Raw genomic sequence first — 21,210 nt, 5'->3', positions numbered from 1 at the left:
AGCCAAATATCCGAGCCTGAACAAAAAAAGCAACCCCACGTAAGCAAGGTTGCTATTTTACAAAATGAAACAGTATAAACCGTCTTTATTGATTAGGCAGTATATTCTGGGTAATCCGTTAGACCTTTTTCTGCACCACCAAACAAGGTGTTAGGATCGTGCGCAGCCAATGGGTAACCATTTTGAATACGTGCTGGTAAATCTGGGTTCGCAACAAATGGGCGACCAAAACCAATCATATCCGCTGTACCTTCTGCTACTGCCTCTTCGCCACGTTCGCTGTTGTAACGACCAGCCCAAATCAACACACCTTGATACGCTTCACGTACCGCAGCTTTGAATGCTTTCGGCGTTTCTGGTGCATCGTCCCAATCCACTTCAGCAATGTGCAGGTAAACGATCTTATAAAGGTTAAGTAGCGCTGCTGCTGCCGTGTAAGTCTCTACAGGTGTCGCATCAACGGTACCATTCAATGAAGTGAAAGGTGCTAAACGAACACCAACACGGTCTGCTCCAATCGCTTCAACCATAGCTTCAACCACTTCACCTAGGAAGCGCAGACGGTTTTCAATTGAACCACCGTATTCATCAGTACGGTTATTCGCTTCAGAATCAATAAACTGGTTCACTAGGTAACCGTTCGCAGCATGAAGCTCAATACCATCAAAGCCCGCTTCAATCGCATTCAGTGCCGCTTGGCGGTACTGCTCGATAACCATTTTGATGTCATCTTTGGTCATTTCACGCGGTTCAACCACATCCACAAAGCCCGGTTCGTCGGTACCGTTGTCGATAAATACTTTTACGTTTTCCGCTTTCAGTGCTGACGATGAGATCGGCTGCTCGCCACCAATGTTGTCTGGGTGAGTCACGCGACCTACGTGCCATAGTTGAGCAAAGATCTTACCGTTCTTTTCATGTACAGCGTCTGTTACTTTTTTCCAGCCCGCAATCTGCTCTTGAGTGTAGATACCCGGAGTCCAAGCGTAACCTTGGCCCATTGGCGAGATTTGCGTACCTTCAGCGATAATAAGACCAGCAGAAGCACGCTGCGCGTAGTATTCCGCCATCATCTCGTTAGCAATATTGCCCGGTTGTGTTGCACGTGAGCGTGTCATCGGTGGCATCACGATACGGTTCGCTAGCGACAATGAACCCATTTGAATTGGTTGAAATAGTGCGTCTTTCATTATTCTGCCCTTATTATTTTTCTAGTTGGATAAGTTCGATTGCGTAACCGTCTGGGTCTTTCACAAACGCGATGTGTGTTGTGCCACCTAGAACTGGACCCGGCTCACGAGAAACATTACCGCCCAATGCTTTAATATCTGCACATGCCGAGTAGATGTCTTCTACGCCTAGCGCCAAGTGACCAAAAGCATTGCCCATTTCGTATTCGTTGGTGTCCCAGTTGTAGGTCAGTTCGATAGTCGTACCACCCTGTTCATAACCAACAAACACAAGTGTGTAGCGATATTCCTGATTTTCGTGACGCTCTAGCTCTTTCATACCTAGCACCTTAGTGTAGAACTCGATAGATTTATCTAGGTCAGCGACGCGAATCATAGTATGTAGGAATTTCATAATTTCACCTTAATAGGGTCTGCGTAATCGCAGCAAAAAAATCATCGGCACAAGCCATTTGTTGAGGTGAATCTTACGGACTAAACTCGCCACCGTGAAATTATCATTAGCTATCAATCTAATAATTTTTTGTTATCAAGAAGAGTTCGAGCCAAATAGCAACGCGAGACGGAACAATCTCAGACTGGCTGATGATTAAGCCGCCTGAGAAGCTAGAAGTGCAGTATTTTGTCGTTGGTTATCTCTGACATTTTTTGAGTTGAGCCCAACAACTGCTCTCTAAACCAGCGATGCGCAGGGTCTGTCGTTTGGCGCTTAAGCCAGATCAGATAATGAGAAATGGGTTGATACTCGAAAGGTGGCTTAAAAATCTGTAGCTTGAGCTGCTGTTGAAACTGCAACGCCAACGATGTCGGCAGCGCCGTGATGTAATCAGACTGGCTCACGAGCAACATAATGCCAAAGAGCGACCTACCACGAAACACGACCTCCCTTTGGGACAAATCAAGCGACGTATAATGCTCAAGGCTTCTGGCCTTGCGGCGTCTTCGCTCCAGTACCGCATGCTTCTCTTGAAAGAACTGTTCTTGCGTAATTTTGCCTTGAACCCTAGGGTGATCCTCTCTACAAACCACGACAAAATCGCTTTCAAACAATTGAACACTCTCAATACTTGGATGCTCTGGCACCAGAATATCGATCATTGCATCGTATTTGTTGGTCAGGAGGTCATCATAAATTCGCTCATCGTCGTCATCTTGGTCGTAGACATTCAGCTTTAGATTTGGGTTGGGTAGCGAAGCAAAGTGGTCAAGCAGCGCCCATTGTAGGTGTTCCGGGCTAGAGATAAGAAACTTACGATGAGAGCTCAAAGGGTCAAAGTCAGACATCGAGCTGAACACTCCATTAAGCTGTTCAATCGGTGCTTTGATTTGTTGATAGAGCATCAGAGAATAAGAAGTCGGTACCACGCCGCGCCCTTTTCGAACAAACAACTCCTGCCCGACTTCTATTTTTAAACGGTTTATAGACGTGCTTATTGTCGACTGATTGGTACCAAGCTGGCTGGCCGCCTTACTCAAACTGCCTTGCTCCATGACAGCTGAAAACACAGCCAAGAGATTGAAGTTGGGAATGTCGTTACTCATAACTCACCTTAGAAAGGATATTATGACCACCATAGTATCGGATTTACGATATTACAAACTCAATAATTCCATCTATTGGTACTTTGCACATAAACAATATAACCAATGCATTCGGTTGATTAAGCCACAGCTTTGATGGATATTGGGTTTATCTAAATGATCATCGATAATTTGAGGCATTACCTCTCAAGCTGTTATAATCATTATAATGTAAAGGAATACCGTGATTCAGCTAGCTTACATAATCACCGCTTCTTTGATCTTGACCAATCTATCATCAAATGATCGACAAACCAATTTGATCGCTTTCAAACTATTTGAACACCTCTAATTATTCACCCAATGAAATATCGTAATTACGATATTATCAAATCGTAATTCTTCGTAGATACGCTCAAATTCTCTTCCTATTATCCTTCCAACAAATTAATCCGACCGCGAAACAAAATACAAATAAATGCATCAGGTATGGATTCGCCACATTTACATAATGCACATTGTTTTCTATGACGTGGCGATTTAGCACGACTGGTTTGTTCGAGGGTAACTCCTCAATGTACTGAGAATTCGTTGCTTAGATTAAACAATGCCACTTTCGACGACACCTTTGTCTATTATCACACGCGTAATAGCCATCAATTTTCAAAGTGCCACATGACACTCTAGGCCTGATTCTCTCTTGTTAGATTAATAGGTAGAGATATGAAATTCCTAAAAACTGTTTTGCAGAAGATCTTCGCCATCGTCATGGTGCTGGTGAAATTCTGTTTATTTATGGCCGTCATGATTGCAGGTGCTTGGGCGCTTGCTCCATTGGGCAAGATTCACTCAAAAGACATCGACCTGTCCCAATTCAATAATCATCCCAACGAAATGATGATGAACTTTTTCCAATCTGAATATTTTTCTGGCTACCTGTTTGCCGTCACCTTAGCTGTGACACTTGCGGCGATTTACGGTTTATGGCAACTGCATGAGCTTGGTGTTCACAAAGCAAAAGAGCACAAAAGCGCCCATGTACAGATCGTATTCGCACTCTCACTCTGCGGTCTATTTATCAGCAAAACCTTCTGGGTGATTGCACTTGTGATTGCATTGGCGAACTGGAAACACATTGGTCAATCGCTCAGTGAGGTGATTCGCCGCGGTATCCAGCCAATAGCGCCGACTACACCACCAAGCCCAGTCCGAAATGAAGACACCCCTCGTACCGAAAAAGAGGCTGCATAATGAAAGAGATGATGATCCCATACATTCTGATTGTATGGTCGCTGTTTGCTACAGGCGCACTCAAGAAAACCATTAAGAACTACACATGGGCCGCGATTGGTGGTGTGCTAATTCTTGCTGTATTGGCGGTTATTTCTCGCCTATGGGCACCGGTTGATCTTACTAATTCAACCACAATAAAGGCGCCCCATGCGGTGATGTCACCTGTGTTTGGCCAACAGATCGACGAGATCATGGTTGATCACAACCAACATGTGAAAAAAGGCGATGTGCTTTACACTTTAGTCGACATCAACTCAGCGGCGGACAAAGCCAAGATTGAGTCGTCAATTGTGCAGAAAGAAGAGCAAATCAAACAGATGACACGCGATATTGATCGAGCGGATACCTCTCCAGAGATCTTCAATGCGCGTGATATCGAGAAATACAACTCAGACCTGCGTGTAATGAATTCTCAACTTGCTTCTCTAAAAGCTGACTTACAGAAAGTAAACTGGGCGCAAAAGAAGAAGACCATTACCGCAGAGTTTGATGGACAGGTCTCTATCGTTAACATCGCTGAAGGCTCAGTGATGGGTAACATGCACCTCTACAACACCAGTAAAAAGTTCTTAGAGATGCGCGTCTCTGACCAAACCTATGGCTACGTTCAAGAGGGTGATTTTGCGGAGTTTTACGTTGATGCGTACCCAGGCCACGTCTTCCGCGCTAAAGTACACAGCTTTAACGCAGGTACTGGCGAAGCAGGTATTTCGCCATTCCAAGGCCCACAAAGCGTTGGTCAGCACGTAGTACGTAACGGCAATGGCTTAGGTCGTACCGTGGTTCTAGAAATCATCGAACCAGAAGGCTACAACATCCCAATCGGTGCAACGGGCGCAGCTTGGATTTCAGCAGAAAAGCCGCATCCGTTCTGGGGCTTCATCGATGTAATCGGCGCAGCCACAGTTCGCCTGCAATCGTACAAGTCGTACTTAGGTGCGTGGTAAGAAAGACGCTTAACAAGCACGTTCGAATGCTCAGTACAAACGAAAAGGTGAGGCTCTGTGGCCTCACCTTTTTCATTTCATACGCTCGCTAATGAGCGATAGCAGTTGAGGTGTTCAAGCCCTTTTTGCGTGTCATTAGGTGGAAAACCACAGGCACAAAGTAGAATGAAATCAAGGTAGTCAGTACTGTACCGCCAACAATCGCGACTGCAAATGGAGGCCAGAAGCCACCACCAGCAATAATCAGTGGCATAAAGCCACCCACCGTTGTGATTGTGGTTGAGGTGATATGACGTGTACACGACATTACTGCGTTAACCACTGCATCGACACTGCCTGACGACGCCTCTTCATCGAGCTTCAATTCGGTAAGAATGACGATCGCTGCGTTAATGGCAAGACCGGCAATACCCAGCATTGCGATGATCACCGTAAAGCCAAACGGGTAGCCAAATATCCACACCGACAGCAATCCAAGTCCACCAGCCAAGGCTGCTACCATAAAGATAATGGTACTTAGCCTGAACGAGTTGAACGACATCACGACCACCAGAACCATCAATACCACCACGACCGCTACATTTGAGATCAGACTGTTGACTGAGTGATCGCGCTCTGCCGACTCGCCGCCAAAATCGATACTGTAGCCCGATGGAATTTCGTAGCTTTCTAAGCGTTCTTGGAACTCATTAAGTACGGTTTGTGGTAGAACACCCGCTTCAATGTAGCCCTCAATGGTGTTCACACGCTGGCCATTTCGACGAGTAATCGCGCCGCGACTGGTCGTCAGCTCTAGCTCTGCAAGTGTCGAGACATTAATCCCGGTTGAATAAACTTCTGAGTTAATCGGCAGGCGAATATTGCTCAGGTGAGTTAAGTCTTCACGAGCATCATCAGCGACACGTACACGAATTGGCACGGACTCACTGCCCTCAATCACCGAGCCGCTCTCACGCCCCGTTAATGTTGTTTGCAGAAGCCCAGCAAACTGATTCAATGAAATACCATTCAACTTGGCGGTGTCTTCATCCACCTTGAGCCACACTTTTGGCGTACCCGGTTGTAAAGTCTCGCGAGTATGGGTGACATGCGGAATGCCCGCTAGAATCAAACGAACGTCTTCACCTATCGCTTTCAATGTATCGAGGTTTTCACCGTATACACGCAGCTCCACAGGGGCAGTAAACGGAGGGCCTTGATTCAGTTTACGAACCAATATTTGCGCCTCAGGCACTTCCTTGTCTAAGACCTTTTGCAACTCGGGTATCAAGGCGTTTGCCTGTACAAAGTCTCCGGTTTTGACCATCGCCTGTGAGAAGTAAGGTGCGTTATTCTGCCTAGCTTGCAGGTTGTAGTAGAACGATGGGAAATTTGCTCCTACTAACCAGTCGATACGCTCTACCTCTGGGTAACGATGAATGATTTCATCAATACGCTCTGAGGTTTGCTTGGTCGCATACACGCTTGCTTGAGGCGGCATGTAGACCTGAATCTCAAACATATCTCGGTCTGATGGTGGGAAGAACTGCTCAGTAAGCTGAGACATACTCCAGTAGCCAGTAAACGGCACTAAAAGAACCAAGGCAATAGTGACGATTGGATGAGTAACACCAAAACGTACCGATGACGAGAACCAGCGTGTCAGTGCAGGAATGCGTAACCCAGTCATGTACCAGTGATGCTGACCTTGCTTATCGACGTCGCTCAATTGCTTAGGTAGCAGCCTAGTTGCCAAGCCCGCAATCAGTGTATGAGAGATAACGTACGAACCAATCAATGAGAATGACACCGTAATCGCAATACCACCCACAAACTCGCCAGAGGCACCCGGCATCAAAATGATTGGGGCGAATGCCAGTACTGTAGTGAGCGTTGAACCAAGCAGCGGTACCCACAAGTGCTTCAATGCATTCATAGTCGCTTGTGCACGCTGCTGACCTTTAAGTCGATATGCTTGAATGGTATCGACCATCACCACCGCGTTATCCACCATAATACCGAGCGCAACAATCAAGCCTGTCACTGACATTTGGTTGATCGGAACCCCGGTCATTTTCATGATCGAGAGCGTTAACAGCGAGGTCAAAGGCAGTGAAATCGCCACCAAGATGGCTGCACGAACGCCCAGCGTGACGAACAATACAATCAAGATAAGGACAAAACCGATCATCAAGCTTTCACCCAAATCGACTAAACGGGTCTCGGTGTAGCCTTGCTGATTGAAAAGCACATTAACGTGAACGTTGCTTGGCAGCTCTTGTTCAAACTTTTCGATAACCGCATTGGCGCGCGACGTCCAGTTATCCACTCGCAGATCTGGGTGCATGCGTGCAGCAACAATCACTCCCGGCTCACCATCGATAATGGCGATTTGATCTTGGGGTGTTTTCTCGCCTCGTGATACCGATGCGATATCTTCCAATCGGATGATGTGCCCATTGGCATCCGTTGCTATCGGTACTTGTTTGATGCGCTCAATAGAGTCAAGTTCAGACTCAATCTCTAGACCGAATCGAGAATACGCACTGACGAGTTCACCGGCAGAGTTCTTAGCGTCTGCGCCTTCAAGCGATTCCGCAATGTTGGCACTTGAACGCCCTAGTGCTGCCGTATCAGCGGTACGTAAGCTGATTTGAATCTCTTCTTGCGGCATACCGTATTCATCAACAAACTCAGTACCCGATAAGGTTCTCAAACGCTTGGCAAGCTCTTTGGCATAGCGTCCAAGCGTTAATCGATCAGGCTCACCAACACCTGTCCAAGTGAGAGCCGTTATAGTGGTAAAGGCATAGGTATGGTCGCTGTCGAGGTCAGGAGACTGAGCGCCTGCTGGCAGCAGTGGTTCAACATCCGATAGCTTGTCACGGGCCTGTGACCAAACAGGTTCAGGCTCGGTAATGGTGTCATCCAACTCGAGCGTGACGATAGAAACATTTGGACGTGAGGTTGAACTCACCAACTTCACTTCACTGAGTTCACGGAGTTTGTTCTCGATGACTTCTGTCACCAAGGTTTCCACTCGCTCGGCACTAGCCCCCGGAAAACTGGTGGTGATGTTAGCGTAGCGGTTTTCGATGACCGGATCTTCTGCGCGTGGCAGAGTCATGAAAGCGGAGATACCACTCACCATCAGCAAAGCGGTCATTAAAATAAGCAGTCGCGTATTTGAAATCGTCTCTATGATCTTCATGGGCAACCTACTTAGACGCCAATTCGGTCGGGCTTACCGTTTGTCCGGGAACCAAGCGATGAAGACCACTCGCAATCACATGCTCGCCTTCAGTGATCGCGCCTGTCACGTAAGCCTGTTGGTTGTTGGCAAACAGAACCTGAACACTGCGTCTCTCGACCAGATTATCTTGGCCGATAACAAACACATTCCATACACCACGTAAGCCATCAATCAAGCCTGTTAGCGGGATCCAAAAGCCTTGATCATCAATATTTTCGTCAAACTGAAGGTATGCCAACTGCCCTTCTAACACAGGCGCTTGTTCAGGAAATAGGTAGCGAAGGCCAACACTGCGGGATTGGGTATCCACCATTGCGCCCGGATTCACGAGGCTCACATCGTATGACTCATTCCCAACACGGATATGGGGAGCAGAGAGTGAGCTCACCTTCTGCATTTGATGAGCAGGAATACCGATAAAGGCTTCTTTCCCCTCAGATGCTAGTAACGTCAGCGTAGGGTTGCCGACATTCACCACGTCACCCAGAGATACAAAACGTGTCGCAATGGTTCCAGAATACGGAGCAAGGATAGTCGACTTGATCAGTCGTAGATCATTAGCTTTCAACGAAGCATCGATGCGTAATAGATTGGCTTGAAGAACACGCTGTTCACTGGTTAATGAATCAATCTCAGCCTCAGCACTGAACCCTTTTTCTTTCAGGGAACGCTGACGTTTTAGATTCGCTGCCACCAAGTTCAACTGAGCTTTCACTTCCTCAGCCTGCGCTTTAAGTTGGCTTGATTCCGTTTCCAGTAATTGAGTATCAAGCTGAATGAGTGGCTGACCTTTTGTGACTGTGTCACCCACATCAACCATAATATCTTCAACCTTACCCGCTAACTCAAAGCCAAGGTTCGCCTGCTGCCCCGCTCTTACGACACCGACATATTCGCGCTGCACTGAGTAAGAATCAGACTGAGCTAAAATCAGTGTTTCCACCGTAAGAATGGTTGGCTCGACCGCGATCTCCGCTTGAGTTGCTTCACCGCACCCAGCAAGAAGAGTCGAAAGCGCGACAGCTACTGCGCTGCTCTTCATCAATTTGTACATAATACTGTTCCTGTGCAGTATGTAATCGTCCTATTTTTAGACTAACCAAACCAAACTAGACTGTCTAGTTTGATTATGTTAAAAATAAGTTTCATCGTTATTGATTGATAAAACCATCACAAAACGCATAATGCTTACCCTGTGACAAATGGCACCGCATTTTGCACGCTAAAGACTGACAAATAGCGAAACAACGAGAAACAGAGACGTGACAAAAATCATCAAGAGTGAGCAGAAGAGATCGCAGATCTTAACCGCAGCAAGCCAGCTTTTCTCTGAACATGGCTTCAAGATCAATATGGATCAGATCGCCAAGGCAGCGAACGTTTCTAAGCAGACGGTCTACTCTCACTTTAAAAACAAAGACGAGCTTTTCGAAACCTGCATGCAGACCAAGTGTGCAGAGCGCGAACTGAGCCCGGCTGCATTTGATATGAATGCTGAAGTGGTGGATGAGTTAGTGAAGTTTGGTGTGAAGTTTCAAGACTTGTTGCTTGATGAGCAGTCTAGGCAGACTTTCCAAAATGCGGTGAGCCAATCAAACACCCACCCAGAGATCGCCTCTATTTATCTAGAAACAGGCCCTCAAAAAACCACCAAGCTGCTTGCCGATTACTTGCAAAATAAGATCGATTCTGGTGACTTAACCCTGTCTACTTCAAGCTCACCGATCATTGCTGCGCGTCAGCTGCTACTTATGTTTCATGGAAAGTCGGCGTATTGGTCGTTCTTCGGACACGACAGCGGAGAATCCGATCAAGAGAGGCTCAACTACACTCGCGAATGTGTGGCTCTGTTCTTAAACGGTAACCGTTAATAATCCGACTTTATCTACCACTTAGATGCGTTTTGCCGCAGAAGCGAGCAATAAGTCGTAAAAACACTGCGCTGCAGAACCGGTTTTCGCACCTTTCGGTAGCGTCAAATGCAGTGGAACTTGGTAGCTATGTGAATGTTCAACATTCAAGACACTGAGCTTCCCAGTGCCACGACTCTCTACAATATGATGCGGAAGACGGCAATACCCGACACCTTGTTCCACCGCTCGAAATGCGTGGTCAAAGTTGTCCACCGTAATGCGCTGACTCGACTTCAACCAACCCACATCTTTTTTGTCAGCTTGCTTTTCAACCGAGCCTAAATCTCGAACCACAATTTGTGGCAGTGTCGATAACTCACTCAAAGTAACCAAGGACTGTTTCGCTAATGGATGTGAATCGGCGACCACCGGTTTCAGCGAAGTCACGCCAAATGCTTCTGCTGGGTAATTGGTGACAGGCAAGTTGATTATCGCCACATCAGCTAACTGCTGCGTCACCATTTCGGTCGTTTTAGACAGTGATGTCTCGATGATCTGAACGGAGGTCGTGCTGTTGGACCCAAGAAACTTCGCCATCACCGAGTAGACCCATGTAGGGTCACAAAGGTGATCCACAGCGATGGTGATCTCCGACTCTATCCCTTTCGAAAGCTGCTCGCTGATCACCTCTAGCTCCCGAGCCTGCTCAAGCATGGTGCTTGCTCTTCTCAGCAGCGATTTACCATCTTCAGTTAACACCGCTCTGCGGCCTTCTACCTGCACTAAGGAGACCGAAAGCTGATCTTCCAACTTGCGCAATGCATAAATCAAGGTGGTGTGGCTCTTATTTAACTGTAGAGCCGCAGCCTGAATGCTACCCGCGCGGTCAATCTCATAAAGAGTCTGCCATTGGTCTAAGGTTGTTTTTATTCTCATGGTCTAATTTTTTGAGAGTTATTGGCAATATTATGAACTTTTCTGTGCATTTTTTACAGGCAATACTTAACTCATCAGCAAGCAACAACCCTTTTGCTTGCCGTAATACTTAATTACTACGGAGAAGCACCATGAAACTACTACAAGTCGATTTTGATTTTGCAGGCCCATTTGGCGAAGAGATGGCAAATACACTGGTTGATTTAGCAAAATCGATCAATAACGAGCCGGGTATGATCTGGAAAATTTGGACAGAGAGTGAAGTCGAAAAACTGGGTGGCGGGATTTATCTTTTTGAGGACCAACTGAGTGCTGAGACTTATCTCGCAATGCACAGTGCTCGATTAAAAGAGATGGGCGTAACAGAGGTGCGCGGCGTCATTTTTGATGTTAATCAGCCATTAACGACCATAAACAAAGGTCCAATCCACGGCTAAGTCAGCTTTGTACTATTGAAGTGCAACAAAGCTATTGAAAACAAATTAGAAATCGTGAAATAAAAAAGAACCAGTGACAGGCTCGAGATAGAGAGATACAAGATGAACAATAAAACGTTTTTAAGCCTACACGGCATTATTTACGCAGGCTTTGCCATTGCGCTGTTTTTCCTGCCAACGGTTATGTGGCCAATGTACGGTGTGGAGATCAACGATAAGTACGCGTACTTTCTGTCTCAACACACCAGCATCTTCCTTGGCGGTATCGCAGCCATCACTTGGTTATTACGCGATATTGAACCAGGCGTGAGTGCTAAGAAACTCATCCAAGGCTTAGTAGTGACCAATATGTTAGGGGCGATTATCACCTTATACGCCGCGTTCACGAGCATCTTTGTTGGCTTTGGTTGGAGCGACCCAGCGTTCTTTCTTTCCTTATCGGTATTGAGCGTTTTGCAGGTTCGAAAACAAGCTTAACCAGACGTAAGAAAACATAAACAAAAAACACTCGGTATAAACCGAGTGTTTTCGCATCTAAGAGAGTCTTGAACAAGAGAAATGAAAAGTCTATGAGCGACCAAGCATGCGGCTCAATGTGCCATCTTTATCGACAAACTGATGCTTCAATGCACCCAGTACATGCAAAGCCAGCGCTAGAATAATCAAGTTCACAGAGTTGACATGAATAAATGATGCCGCAGACTGCAACCATTCTGTTTTCTCACCAGCCGCAATCAACTCCATACCAAACAGATCCAGACCTCGACCACCAGCAACACTCATCACAGCGCCAGAAATCGGCATCGCTAATGTAACCAATAATAAGAAGTGATGGACGCCTTTCGCGGCAACTTCTTGAGCTCGCGTTAATACCGCAACACTCTCAATCGCGCCCTCTTTAATGCGCCATACCAAGCGTAAAAGTGCTGCCAATAGAACAATCAAGCCCAAAGATTTGTGCAGCCCCATCAATTCGCCTTTTTCAGGGCCACGCGGCATGCCTTCGAATTGAAGTCCAATCACAAACACAACAAGGAACAAGATGCCTGTCAGCCAATGAAAAACAACAGTCTGTTTCGATAACGATTTATTCATAATGACCACTTAATGTCTCTATACCTGACGCTATTTTTACCTATTACCATTACATTTTATATGGTAATTACGTAAAGTTAGGTAAAGACAAAAAGAGGCGGGCACAAGGTTATTTACTGTGCTCTACATAAATCAACTCATCGGTATTGAAGCCGCGCTCTTTAGACATGGCTTTGAACTTCTCCATCACCTCTGGGGCGACTTCTGGCGTTCTGGCGAGTAGCCACAAATAATCGGTATTCGGACCAGAAACAAATGCGTATTGATAATCCTCTTTATCCAATTCAAAGACGATATAAGCACCGTAGAATGGACCAAAGAACGACACTTTCAAGTAGCCTTGCTCACTGCCTTCCACAAAATAGGCTTTGCCTTCCGCCTCATTCCACTCACCATCTTCTGCTGAGTAGCCGCGGTTAATCACCTTTACGCCACCATCATCACGCAAGCTGTATTCTGCACTCACACTAGTAAGTCCGCGCTCAAATGAGTGATCCAAGCGAGCCACTTCGTACCACTTCCCTAAGTACCTATCCAACTCAAATTGCTGAACGGGCTTAACCGTTTCAGGCATACCAACACAGCCCCCTAATAGGACCACGCTCAGCAACAATAATAATTTTTTCATCCTAACCTCGACTTGTTTTAATCATAATTCGAGTAAGTCTAAGAAGAGCTTCAACTTACATCCTTGGTAATACGCCAAATCCATTGTATTGGTTCATATAACAGTAAATTATTCAGCGGCTTATGGAAATTATTTCGCCTGTAAATGAGTTAACCAATCCTTATTTCATTAGTGTATAACTGTGTTTCTTTTCAATATACTCAGAGAGCACCTAAACGAGAGCGCAATCTGGGACACTTTATTATTAATACTTCACGATATGCTTCTCGCCACTCGCTTTCTATACTTATAAAACAGTGGAACATGGAAGAAAAATAATGAATAAAAAACTCACGCTATCTCGCATGGCATCGGTTCTCTTACTTGCGAGCCTAGGGGGTATTCCATCCGCTATTGCTCAAACCCACACAGATTCACCAGCCAAATCCGCCGATCAGATATTCACCAATGTCGACATCTATGGGCATCGTGAATCAGACTCCATCGTCACTCACCAAGGAAACATCATCTTCATCGGTGATCTATCGCAAGCTCAGTCCTTCCAAGGATCTCAAACCGATGTCATCGATTTAGAGAACGCCTTTGTGATGCCGGGCTTCATTGACAACCACAACCATGTATTTGAGGCCGCATCAGAGATGAGTGGCAATTGTGAACTCGACTCAGAAGCCACGCTTGAAGAACAGATCCCCTACCTTGAAGTATGTGCGGGCGATGACTCAAAGGGTTGGCTAATGGGTTACGGCTTTTCACTAGAGGCCATTTTGAATCACCCTTCCGACTACACGCCACTTGAGATCATTGACTCAATCTTCCCCGATCGTCCAGTGGTGATCATGGAGCAAACCTCACACTCCATGTGGGTGAACTCGAAGGCTCTAAAGATCGCTCGCATCAGCGACCAATCTCCAAACCCACAAGGTGGCTACTACCTAAAAGATGAAGAGACGGGCAAGCTCAACGGCATCTTACTCGACAATGCGGGTGACCAAGTTATGGAGATTGCTTGGAATAGCCAAAGTGAGCTATTTGAACAGAGCTACCAAGGCTTGATGGCAGGGTTAGACGAAGCGGCGGCACACGGTATTACCACCATTGGCGATGGCCGAATGTATTGGAAACGGGGTTGGTATGATGTTTGGCAAGAGGCTGAACGAAACCAAGATTTGACCGCGCGAGTGTCACTTCGCCCTTGGGTGTATCCAGAAATGGCGATACCTTCTCAGCTTGAAGTGTTCGAGAAAATGCACTCCAACGACAAGTCACGCCTGCTTTTGGTTGATCAGGTGAAAATGTACAGCGATGGTATTGTGATTAACGGCACCGCAAAAACATTGGCGCCCTATCTAGAGACCTACCTTACCGACTCGCCAAATGGGATTAACTACATTCCACCGCAGAAGATGAAAGAGTGGCTCACCGCTCTGGATAAGATTGGATTTAGTGCTCATATCCATGCGATTGGTGACGGTGCTGTACGCGAGTCACTCGATGCCATCGAACATGTTCGCGGTCTTGGTTCTAAAAAGCCCTACACCTTGACCCACGTTGAACTGATCGACCAACAAGATATTCCACGTTTTCGCCAGTTGAACGTATCTGCTGACTTTCAGGTAGGCTCGGACTACGTGGCACAACACGATCACGAATGGGCGATTGCCTTCTTAGGCGCCCGACGAGCCAGAGCCATGATGAACCTTAATGCAATACAAAGAACCGAAGCCAATATTACGCTCAGTAGCGATTGGAATGTCCACGATATCAACCCATTGGTGGGCATATCCAATAGCCTGATTATGGGCGAGACAGGGCTTACCGACATTTACACCGCCATTGATGCGTATACCCTCTACCCAGCAAAAAGCTTAGGTATTGATGATATTACAGGCACGATTGAGGTAGGAAAGTCGGCCGATTTGGTGGTTTTAGACAATGACATAACAACCCTCACAGCAAGACAAATAGCCAAAACTCAAGTGCTCATGACGGTGTTACAAGGCAAGATTGTTTACGAGTCGGAGTAGCATTGCCTAATCATTCGTTGCAAAGTAAAAGAGCCAGCGCTGTGCTGGCTCTTGTTATTCTATAGGCGGGTTTACGCTCGCGACTGTTCAGCTAACTCTTTATCACTGTCATCCAGTGCAAAGTAAATCTTTGAAACCACAACTTCTGAAATCAAGATAACAAATACCACAGCGAAGAAGGCAACCACACCATTCAGCGGGCCAGTAAAACTCACCTTGTCACCAAACAAAATATTAATCGCTTCCAACATCACGAACTTAGAACCAACAAGGATGATGTACGTCGAAATGCCTCGGTACACCTTCGGTGCTGTGCCCGGCTTACTCTTAAAGTAATCGGCAATCTTATGCTCTAACCCAATAGACAGTTTGAGTAACAGCTGAAGAAGAATCGCAGCGATGAATGAGATAGTAAACGACTCAATATTAACGTACTCCCAATACTCATCGAAAAAGTTAAGCACAACTAGGTCCACCAGCACAGCTAACGTGTAACCTACGAATAGACGTTGTGGTGTATTGAATCCGTAAACCTTTTCTACTTTGCTCATTCTGTTCTCTCTCTGCTTTCTTAACTTCGATTTGTGTACAGTCTAGCGCTAGAGATTCTCGAAAACTTACCATTTCATGACACCTCACCAAATGCAAAAGCCAAACCCAACAAACTCAAACTTCCCATACAAAAGATAGATAGCTCCCTATTTTTATCGAATGAGAGACGAAAAAGAAGCGACGCGAACCACCATCTTCAACTGATCATTGTCGATTGTTCTCCCGACAACCGTTCCATCAAGCGAGTTCACACTCTGTGTGTTCAACGACGTTCTACCTACCAAGGCAAGCTGCCTTTTTATTAGGCATTGTTTTCTTGCTACTATTAAACACAGGTTGTTGATTTATGGATAAATCGGACTGGAAATAAGGATGATATTCGAATGAGAAAAACACGGACTGCACGCTTACCTTTGGCAACACGGTTTTCGTCACTGCTACTCGCCAGTTCAGTGTTGTTCGGGTGCAGTAACTTTCGACACTTATCTCAAGAAATAGAAGCGATTGATTCGATTACCAACCAGTACCAACTCATTTTGAGTCAACCTGCGACAGATTCAGCGGTGGTGATTGAGCAAATCAAAGACATTAATAAAAGCGAGGTGGACGGCTACGACGGCATTATCGATGGCGACCGTATCGACTTACAGCTATCGAATAACATCCATTATCTGCTGGTTTTTGAAGATAAGAATCAAGACTTAACCCTACAAGCCGACGAGCCGTTCAGTATCGTTAACCTTCGTAATCACCAAGATAAATCAGCCATCGACGTCTCACTAGAGGTCAATAAGAATGAAGTTCCGCGCGCCTTTGTTGATCGCTCACTCTCTTCGCTGCTAAAGATCGAACTGGATTTGGTTGATATCGGCACCGTGGTGAATCTTTCGGATCCGCCCTTTAACAGGGATAATGCAGCGCTGGGGATGTGGCAACCTCTGACGTTTTTACTTGAGGATAATGCCGGGCTCTATTTTTTGTCAGAATACGACCCAGATAAAATCCCGATCTTATTTGTGCATGGCATTAACGCCACCGCATTAGACTTTGCCCCACTGATTGAAAAAGTCGACCAATCTAAATATCAGATCTGGGTCTTCAACTACCCTTCAGGCTTGTCTCTGGCATTGAACTCCAAAGGCCTAAATAACCTGTTGCACACTGTCGTGACTGAATACCAGATAAACCAACTTCATGTTGTCGCTCACAGCATGGGCGGCCTTATCGTCGCCAACAGTATTCGTCAGTGTCAAATGGGTCATCTGTGCGATTTTGTTAGTAGCATCAGCACCATCTCTTCCCCGTTCGCTGGCGTGGCATCGGCTAAGAAAGGGATAGCTTATTCGCCTGTCGTCATGCCAGCGTGGGTAGAGTTGAACCCAGACGGCCAATTTATTGCTGATCTGTTTAGTGACGTTGAGAAGACTCATGCACCGCACTTTTTGGCCTTTGGCTATAACTCTGGCGAACTGTTTAATACCAAAAGCAATGATGGTGTCATCAACCTTTCCAGCCAACTTTCGCGCCCTGCTCAACTAAATGCCGACCAAATTCGTGGCTACAACGAAGACCATCTTAGTATCTTAGATAACGATGATCTTTTTAACGACCTATCGGACTTTTGGTCAAGGTCGGAACAAAACAAATGATTTGCGCTCAGCCGCTATGGCCCTTTCGCATACGAACTGATATGGGGATGGCCAAGCGAGCAAGTGTCATAGATGTTGCTCTTGAGGATAATTGGCTTAAAAAAATGGAACGCTCATGCGTTCCATTTTTGTTTGAGTGAATGGTTAGAAATCGAAATCCACTTTCACATAATAGGTGCGACCCACTTCTGTCTCTTCATACACCTGCGTTGATTGGTCTAATCGCTCATCCGTCAAGTTTGTCACACCAGCACGCAGCTTGAAGTTTTCGTTAAACGCATATGAACCGCCAAGCGATACGATAGAGTATGCATCCAGCTCTTCATCATTCCCGTCTTTTTGCTTACCGGTATAGTTCAGGCCCGTAAAGAAGGCTAAATCACGCGTTGCAAACCAGTTGATATTTGCATTGGCTAACCATTCTGGTGTGTAAGCAATATCTTCATCGTCTACTTTGTTTACTGCATCGGTATAGGTTGCGTTGGCAGTCAATGACCAACTTGCTGAAAACTCATAACTGCCCTCTAGCTCAACACCTTTAGTCTCAACTTTATCGACGTTCTCATATTGAATAATGGTCGAGGTTCCATTGAAGTACGGTGTTAAGTCACGATCAATCAGGTTTTTAACATCATTGAAAAAGCCTGTCGCTTGCACATAACCATCGGCCCCCGAGTACATCGCAGAGAACTCGTAAGTCTTGGAGGTTTGTGGTTTCAGATCTGGGTTGCCTATCAGTGTGCATCGACCGCCACAGCTGACTAATGAGAAGTCCTCAGACGATTGGAAAAGCGTTGGTGACTTAAAGCCTTCACCGTATCCACCCTTGAAGGTTACATTGTCGATACCGTTATAAACAAAGTAGACGCGTGGGCTAAAATCGTTACCAAACTGGTTATTATGTGTAAGACGACCACTCAGTGTTGCCGCAAAATCATCCGTCACAAAGTACTCATCTTGAACGTAAACAGCACTCTGCGTTACCGAGCGGGAGCTTGAGTAATCACGCTCATTTTCCACACTGGTATAAGAGACTTGGCCGCCGAATGATAGGATCTGGCTTTCAAATTGGTCGACCACAAACTTGGCATCAACAGTGTGATTATCTTGGCTAAGCTCTGCTTCATCCACCATTGGGTGGAAGTTGTTTTCATGCACTTCGGCGGTCTCGTAGAAGTAACTCGTGTCCGATTCACCCCAATCCCAACTGCGCGTATGACCAAGTGTACTCGTTAGTTTCTTGCCGTCGTAGTAACTGGTCGCGAGCATATTGAAATCACTAAAGTAGCTGTTCTCAACTCGATCATCTTTTGAGTACGACACATCAAGATAGATGTCGTCTCGATCTGTAACAAACCAGTTCAGAGAGCCACGAAATACGTTACGCTTCTGCTCTGTCTGTGGAGAGAAGCTCGCACCCGCATCTTCCGGGAACCACGCATTACGCTCACTCACATCGACAGTTGCTGTGTACGTCAGCACATCTGGAATGATAGAGCCGCTCACAAACACATTACCGCTTTTCAGCTCGCCGTCGGCATCAGACAGTAGTGCGTTCGCCTTATTATCCTCAGGCATGCTGTAGGTCAAGCTACCCGAAACCTTCGTCTCTGTTGAAGCTTGCTTAAGAATCACGTTCACGACACCACCAATCGCCTCACTGCCATACAGCGATGACATAGGCCCACGAACCACTTCAATTTGCTCAATGGCACTCATTGGAATGCTCGACAAATCAAATGATGCTCCACGAATCACGGTTTCACTTGAACTGATACGACGACCGTTAATCAAAAACAGTGTGTAATTTCCGTTGGCTGAATTTTGGTTCTGCAGACCACGAATGATGATTCTTGGCTCTGCACCTGTTGTTCTTGCAACGTGTACGCCGGCCACACTCTCAAGTGCCGTTGAAATATCAGTGGCTGGCAGTTTATCGATCTCCTCACGGGTAATTACCGATATTGATGCCGGCGCATTTTTTATCGCGGTTTCGTACTGGTTCGCCGTCACCACCATAGTTTCAGTAGGGTTGCTCGCTTCACTCGCCACTGCAGATAACGAGGTTGTAGCCGCCAATGTAACGGCCAATGCTAATGCATGCTTTTTCGTTCTAATCGTTTTCATGTGTTCCATTTCTTGGGGATTTCCTTGGTCATTAATCTTTAAACAGGGGGGTTAATCTTTGAACAGAGTGGTTAATCCGTCCGCAAGCAAGACGCGCCAACTGTAGTAGTCATGGCCACTGGCGACACTTTTGAACGTAACCGGATACCCTTTTTCTTTTAGAGTGGTAAATAGTTTTTGATTGGTTTGATAGATACTTGCGTTGACTGGCTCTGTCTCAAACACGCCAGCATTGAGGTATATTTGAATGTTCTTTTTGGTGCTTGATTCAACAAGCTCACTCATCCAGCTGTGTTCTTGATTTGCCTGATCCTTTGCGTTGCGTGGCTTCCACCAAAATGAACCTGACTGGCTCAATACTTTTCCAAAGCGTTCTGGGTGCTGCAAAGCAATGAACATCGCAGCGAGCCCACCAAAGCTAGAGCCTGAGATCACGGTATTTTCTGCACTCGGGCAGATAGAGCGCTCACGACACAACCAAGGCATCAGCTCATCGGCAAGCATGTTGGCGAATGCTTTATTCGGCGTTAACTCTTTGGCACGAAAGCTTGGTCTAATCGGGTTTACAAACAACACCCGCATTGGTGGGATCGCCTTACTCGCGATTAGGTTATCCATCACTATTGGGGTTGGCACTTTGTCGAGATACGCTTCACCATCAAACAGAACCAGAAGCGGTGATGCCTTGTTTAATGAATAGCTTCCACTCGGTTCATAGAGCCTGAGCTTTCTTGCATCACCGCCTGCCGTTTCACGGTAACTAATATCAGTTACCTGACCTTTCGGGTTGTCTTGCTCAGTCGTCACGCTATCGCTTGAGGCACGATTAAGAGTCAGTGTAGAAGCAGACCCAAATACGCCAGTATCTGCGCCAAAAGTAGGAAGAAGATTCAGTGGATCCGGCGCCGCTGTTGCAAGTACCGCCTTTCTTTGTTCGCGATTAACATCTTGTTTTAATTGCGGAACATTGGGCGCAATTCGGTAAGAGAGACGCGCACTATCCGGTACTTCAAAGGAGTGAAACCAAATGTCACTGCCTTGAATGTGGCTGAGCTGCGCATGCCCTCCATAGGGCGCGCCTAGTAGACGAACATTGTTAACATCGCCTCGAAACAAGAAAGTGATGATCGCTTTGTCGTTAGGTTGGTACTCAACTAATGGTGCGCCCTGAGACTCAATGATTTGCCAGAACTTTTTTTCCGCATCTTTTACACCACCCTCAATATCGGCAGCGGCTTGTGACAGCGTTGGGCTGAGCATAGGTAGCTTGGGAGACACATATTGATCTTTCTTCAACGGCACTGGGTTGAGCTGCATTTCAATCTTTGATAACTGCTGCTCGGCAACATCGACTTCAATTTTGTAAGTATCCGCTTGGTCTACGTACCAGAAAATCTCCGTCTCACGAGAGCTATGATTGAGCAACTTCTTGATTGGGTCGCCCGAGGAGTTAAAGGCGATAACCTGTTCAATATAGCCTTCGCTACGGATATAGCCTCGGTAATACCCAGGTTCATCAACCTTTAAAAAGGTACTGTTTTGTGTATTCAGCTCAATATGCTGTGGCGTGTTTGCTTTAACGATCATTGCTTGAACACCCGTGATTTGAGTGAACAAAGCCGTTACGAGAAGAATCCATTTCATGATAAACCAATTGCTGTTAATGATATTAATTATCATTTATGGTAATTTTCTTTTTCCTTCGGTAACAGCAGATTGAGTTATC

The 21,210-nt window shown here is 46.1% G+C and carries 18 protein-coding genes; 7 read left to right on the top strand and 11 right to left on the bottom strand.

Annotated features, from left to right (window positions below):
- Window positions 1–92: 92 nt before the first annotated feature.
- From KI655_RS07585 to KI655_RS07575, 3 genes are all read right to left on the bottom strand, one after another.
- A complete protein-coding gene (locus KI655_RS07585) occupies window positions 93–1,190 on the bottom strand; it encodes an alkene reductase (protein ID WP_285403251.1) in 1,098 nt (365 codons plus the stop codon).
- A 13-nt stretch (window positions 1,191–1,203) separates the two neighbouring features.
- Window positions 1,204–1,584, bottom strand: a complete 381-nt coding sequence (gloA, locus tag KI655_RS07580) for a lactoylglutathione lyase (RefSeq protein ID WP_032549520.1) — start codon at window positions 1,582–1,584, stop codon at window positions 1,204–1,206.
- Window positions 1,585–1,796: 212 nt separating this feature from the next.
- Window positions 1,797–2,732 (bottom strand): LysR family transcriptional regulator, encoded by a 936-nt coding sequence (locus KI655_RS07575; RefSeq protein WP_285403248.1) that lies wholly within the window; start codon window positions 2,730–2,732, stop codon window positions 1,797–1,799.
- A 702-nt stretch (window positions 2,733–3,434) separates the two neighbouring features.
- Here KI655_RS07575 and KI655_RS07570 point away from each other — a divergent pair.
- Window positions 3,435–3,962: a magnesium transporter gene (locus KI655_RS07570; RefSeq protein ID WP_306416352.1), complete on the top strand. Its 528-nt coding sequence runs from the start codon at window positions 3,435–3,437 to the stop codon at window positions 3,960–3,962.
- The gene (locus KI655_RS07565; RefSeq protein WP_285403246.1) at window positions 3,962–4,951 is read left to right on the top strand and encodes an HlyD family secretion protein; all 990 of its coding nucleotides are present in this window, start codon (window positions 3,962–3,964) and stop codon (window positions 4,949–4,951) included. Before KI655_RS07570 ends, KI655_RS07565 begins: the two co-directional genes overlap by 1 nt.
- A gap of 88 nt (window positions 4,952–5,039) precedes the next feature.
- On the opposite strand, the gene KI655_RS07560 is transcribed toward KI655_RS07565, so the two are convergent.
- Both KI655_RS07560 and KI655_RS07555 read right to left on the bottom strand, forming a co-directional pair.
- The gene (locus KI655_RS07560; RefSeq protein ID WP_285403244.1) at window positions 5,040–8,141 is read right to left on the bottom strand and encodes an efflux RND transporter permease subunit; all 3,102 of its coding nucleotides are present in this window, start codon (window positions 8,139–8,141) and stop codon (window positions 5,040–5,042) included.
- A 7-nt stretch (window positions 8,142–8,148) separates the two neighbouring features.
- On the bottom strand, window positions 8,149–9,237 hold the full coding sequence (locus KI655_RS07555; protein ID WP_285403242.1) for an efflux RND transporter periplasmic adaptor subunit: 1,089 nt from the start codon (window positions 9,235–9,237) through the stop codon (window positions 8,149–8,151).
- Window positions 9,238–9,445: 208 nt separating this feature from the next.
- On the opposite strand from KI655_RS07555, the gene KI655_RS07550 reads away from it, so the two are divergent.
- Window positions 9,446–10,054, top strand: coding sequence for a TetR/AcrR family transcriptional regulator (locus KI655_RS07550; protein ID WP_285403241.1), 609 nt, complete (start codon window positions 9,446–9,448; stop codon window positions 10,052–10,054).
- 21 nt (window positions 10,055–10,075) lie between these two features.
- Here the strand turns inward: KI655_RS07550 and KI655_RS07545 are convergent, their stop codons facing one another.
- Window positions 10,076–10,972: a LysR family transcriptional regulator gene (locus tag KI655_RS07545; protein WP_285403239.1), complete on the bottom strand. Its 897-nt coding sequence runs from the start codon at window positions 10,970–10,972 to the stop codon at window positions 10,076–10,078.
- A gap of 131 nt (window positions 10,973–11,103) precedes the next feature.
- Here KI655_RS07545 and KI655_RS07540 point away from each other — a divergent pair, with 131 nt between their 5' ends.
- Window positions 11,104–11,409, top strand: a complete 306-nt coding sequence (locus KI655_RS07540) for a monooxygenase (protein WP_285403237.1) — start codon at window positions 11,104–11,106, stop codon at window positions 11,407–11,409.
- A gap of 102 nt (window positions 11,410–11,511) precedes the next feature.
- Window positions 11,512–11,886, top strand: a complete 375-nt coding sequence (locus KI655_RS07535) for a hypothetical protein (protein ID WP_285403235.1) — start codon at window positions 11,512–11,514, stop codon at window positions 11,884–11,886.
- Window positions 11,887–11,976: 90 nt separating this feature from the next.
- Here the strand turns inward: KI655_RS07535 and KI655_RS07530 are convergent, their stop codons facing one another.
- Window positions 11,977–12,504 (bottom strand): cytochrome b, encoded by a 528-nt coding sequence (locus KI655_RS07530; protein ID WP_285403233.1) that lies wholly within the window; start codon window positions 12,502–12,504, stop codon window positions 11,977–11,979.
- Between the two features lie 109 nt (window positions 12,505–12,613).
- Window positions 12,614–13,132: a lipocalin family protein gene (locus KI655_RS07525; RefSeq protein WP_285403232.1), complete on the bottom strand. Its 519-nt coding sequence runs from the start codon at window positions 13,130–13,132 to the stop codon at window positions 12,614–12,616.
- 317 nt (window positions 13,133–13,449) lie between these two features.
- Here KI655_RS07525 and KI655_RS07520 point away from each other — a divergent pair, with 317 nt between their 5' ends.
- Window positions 13,450–15,156 carry an amidohydrolase gene (locus tag KI655_RS07520; protein WP_285403230.1) on the top strand — a complete coding sequence of 569 codons (1,707 nt, stop codon included), beginning with the start codon at window positions 13,450–13,452 and terminating at the stop codon, window positions 15,154–15,156.
- Window positions 15,157–15,227: 71 nt separating this feature from the next.
- Here the strand turns inward: KI655_RS07520 and KI655_RS07515 are convergent, their stop codons facing one another.
- Window positions 15,228–15,707, bottom strand: coding sequence for a hypothetical protein (locus tag KI655_RS07515; RefSeq protein WP_285403229.1), 480 nt, complete (start codon window positions 15,705–15,707; stop codon window positions 15,228–15,230).
- Window positions 15,708–16,091: 384 nt separating this feature from the next.
- Here KI655_RS07515 and KI655_RS07510 point away from each other — a divergent pair, with 384 nt between their 5' ends.
- The gene (locus KI655_RS07510; protein ID WP_285403227.1) at window positions 16,092–17,357 is read left to right on the top strand and encodes an alpha/beta fold hydrolase; all 1,266 of its coding nucleotides are present in this window, start codon (window positions 16,092–16,094) and stop codon (window positions 17,355–17,357) included.
- A gap of 144 nt (window positions 17,358–17,501) precedes the next feature.
- Here the strand turns inward: KI655_RS07510 and KI655_RS07505 are convergent, their stop codons facing one another.
- Entirely contained in the window at window positions 17,502–19,493 is a 1,992-nt protein-coding gene (locus tag KI655_RS07505) for a TonB-dependent receptor domain-containing protein (RefSeq protein ID WP_285403225.1), read from the bottom strand.
- A 42-nt stretch (window positions 19,494–19,535) separates the two neighbouring features.
- Window positions 19,536–21,128, bottom strand: coding sequence for an alpha/beta hydrolase-fold protein (locus KI655_RS07500; protein ID WP_285403223.1), 1,593 nt, complete (start codon window positions 21,126–21,128; stop codon window positions 19,536–19,538).
- Window positions 21,129–21,210: the final 82 nt, after the last annotated feature.

The sequence above is a fragment of the Vibrio sp. D404a genome, assembly GCF_030248535.1.
GTDB lineage: Bacteria > Pseudomonadota > Gammaproteobacteria > Enterobacterales > Vibrionaceae > Vibrio.
This window is presented reverse-complemented; position numbering and strand designations above follow the sequence as displayed.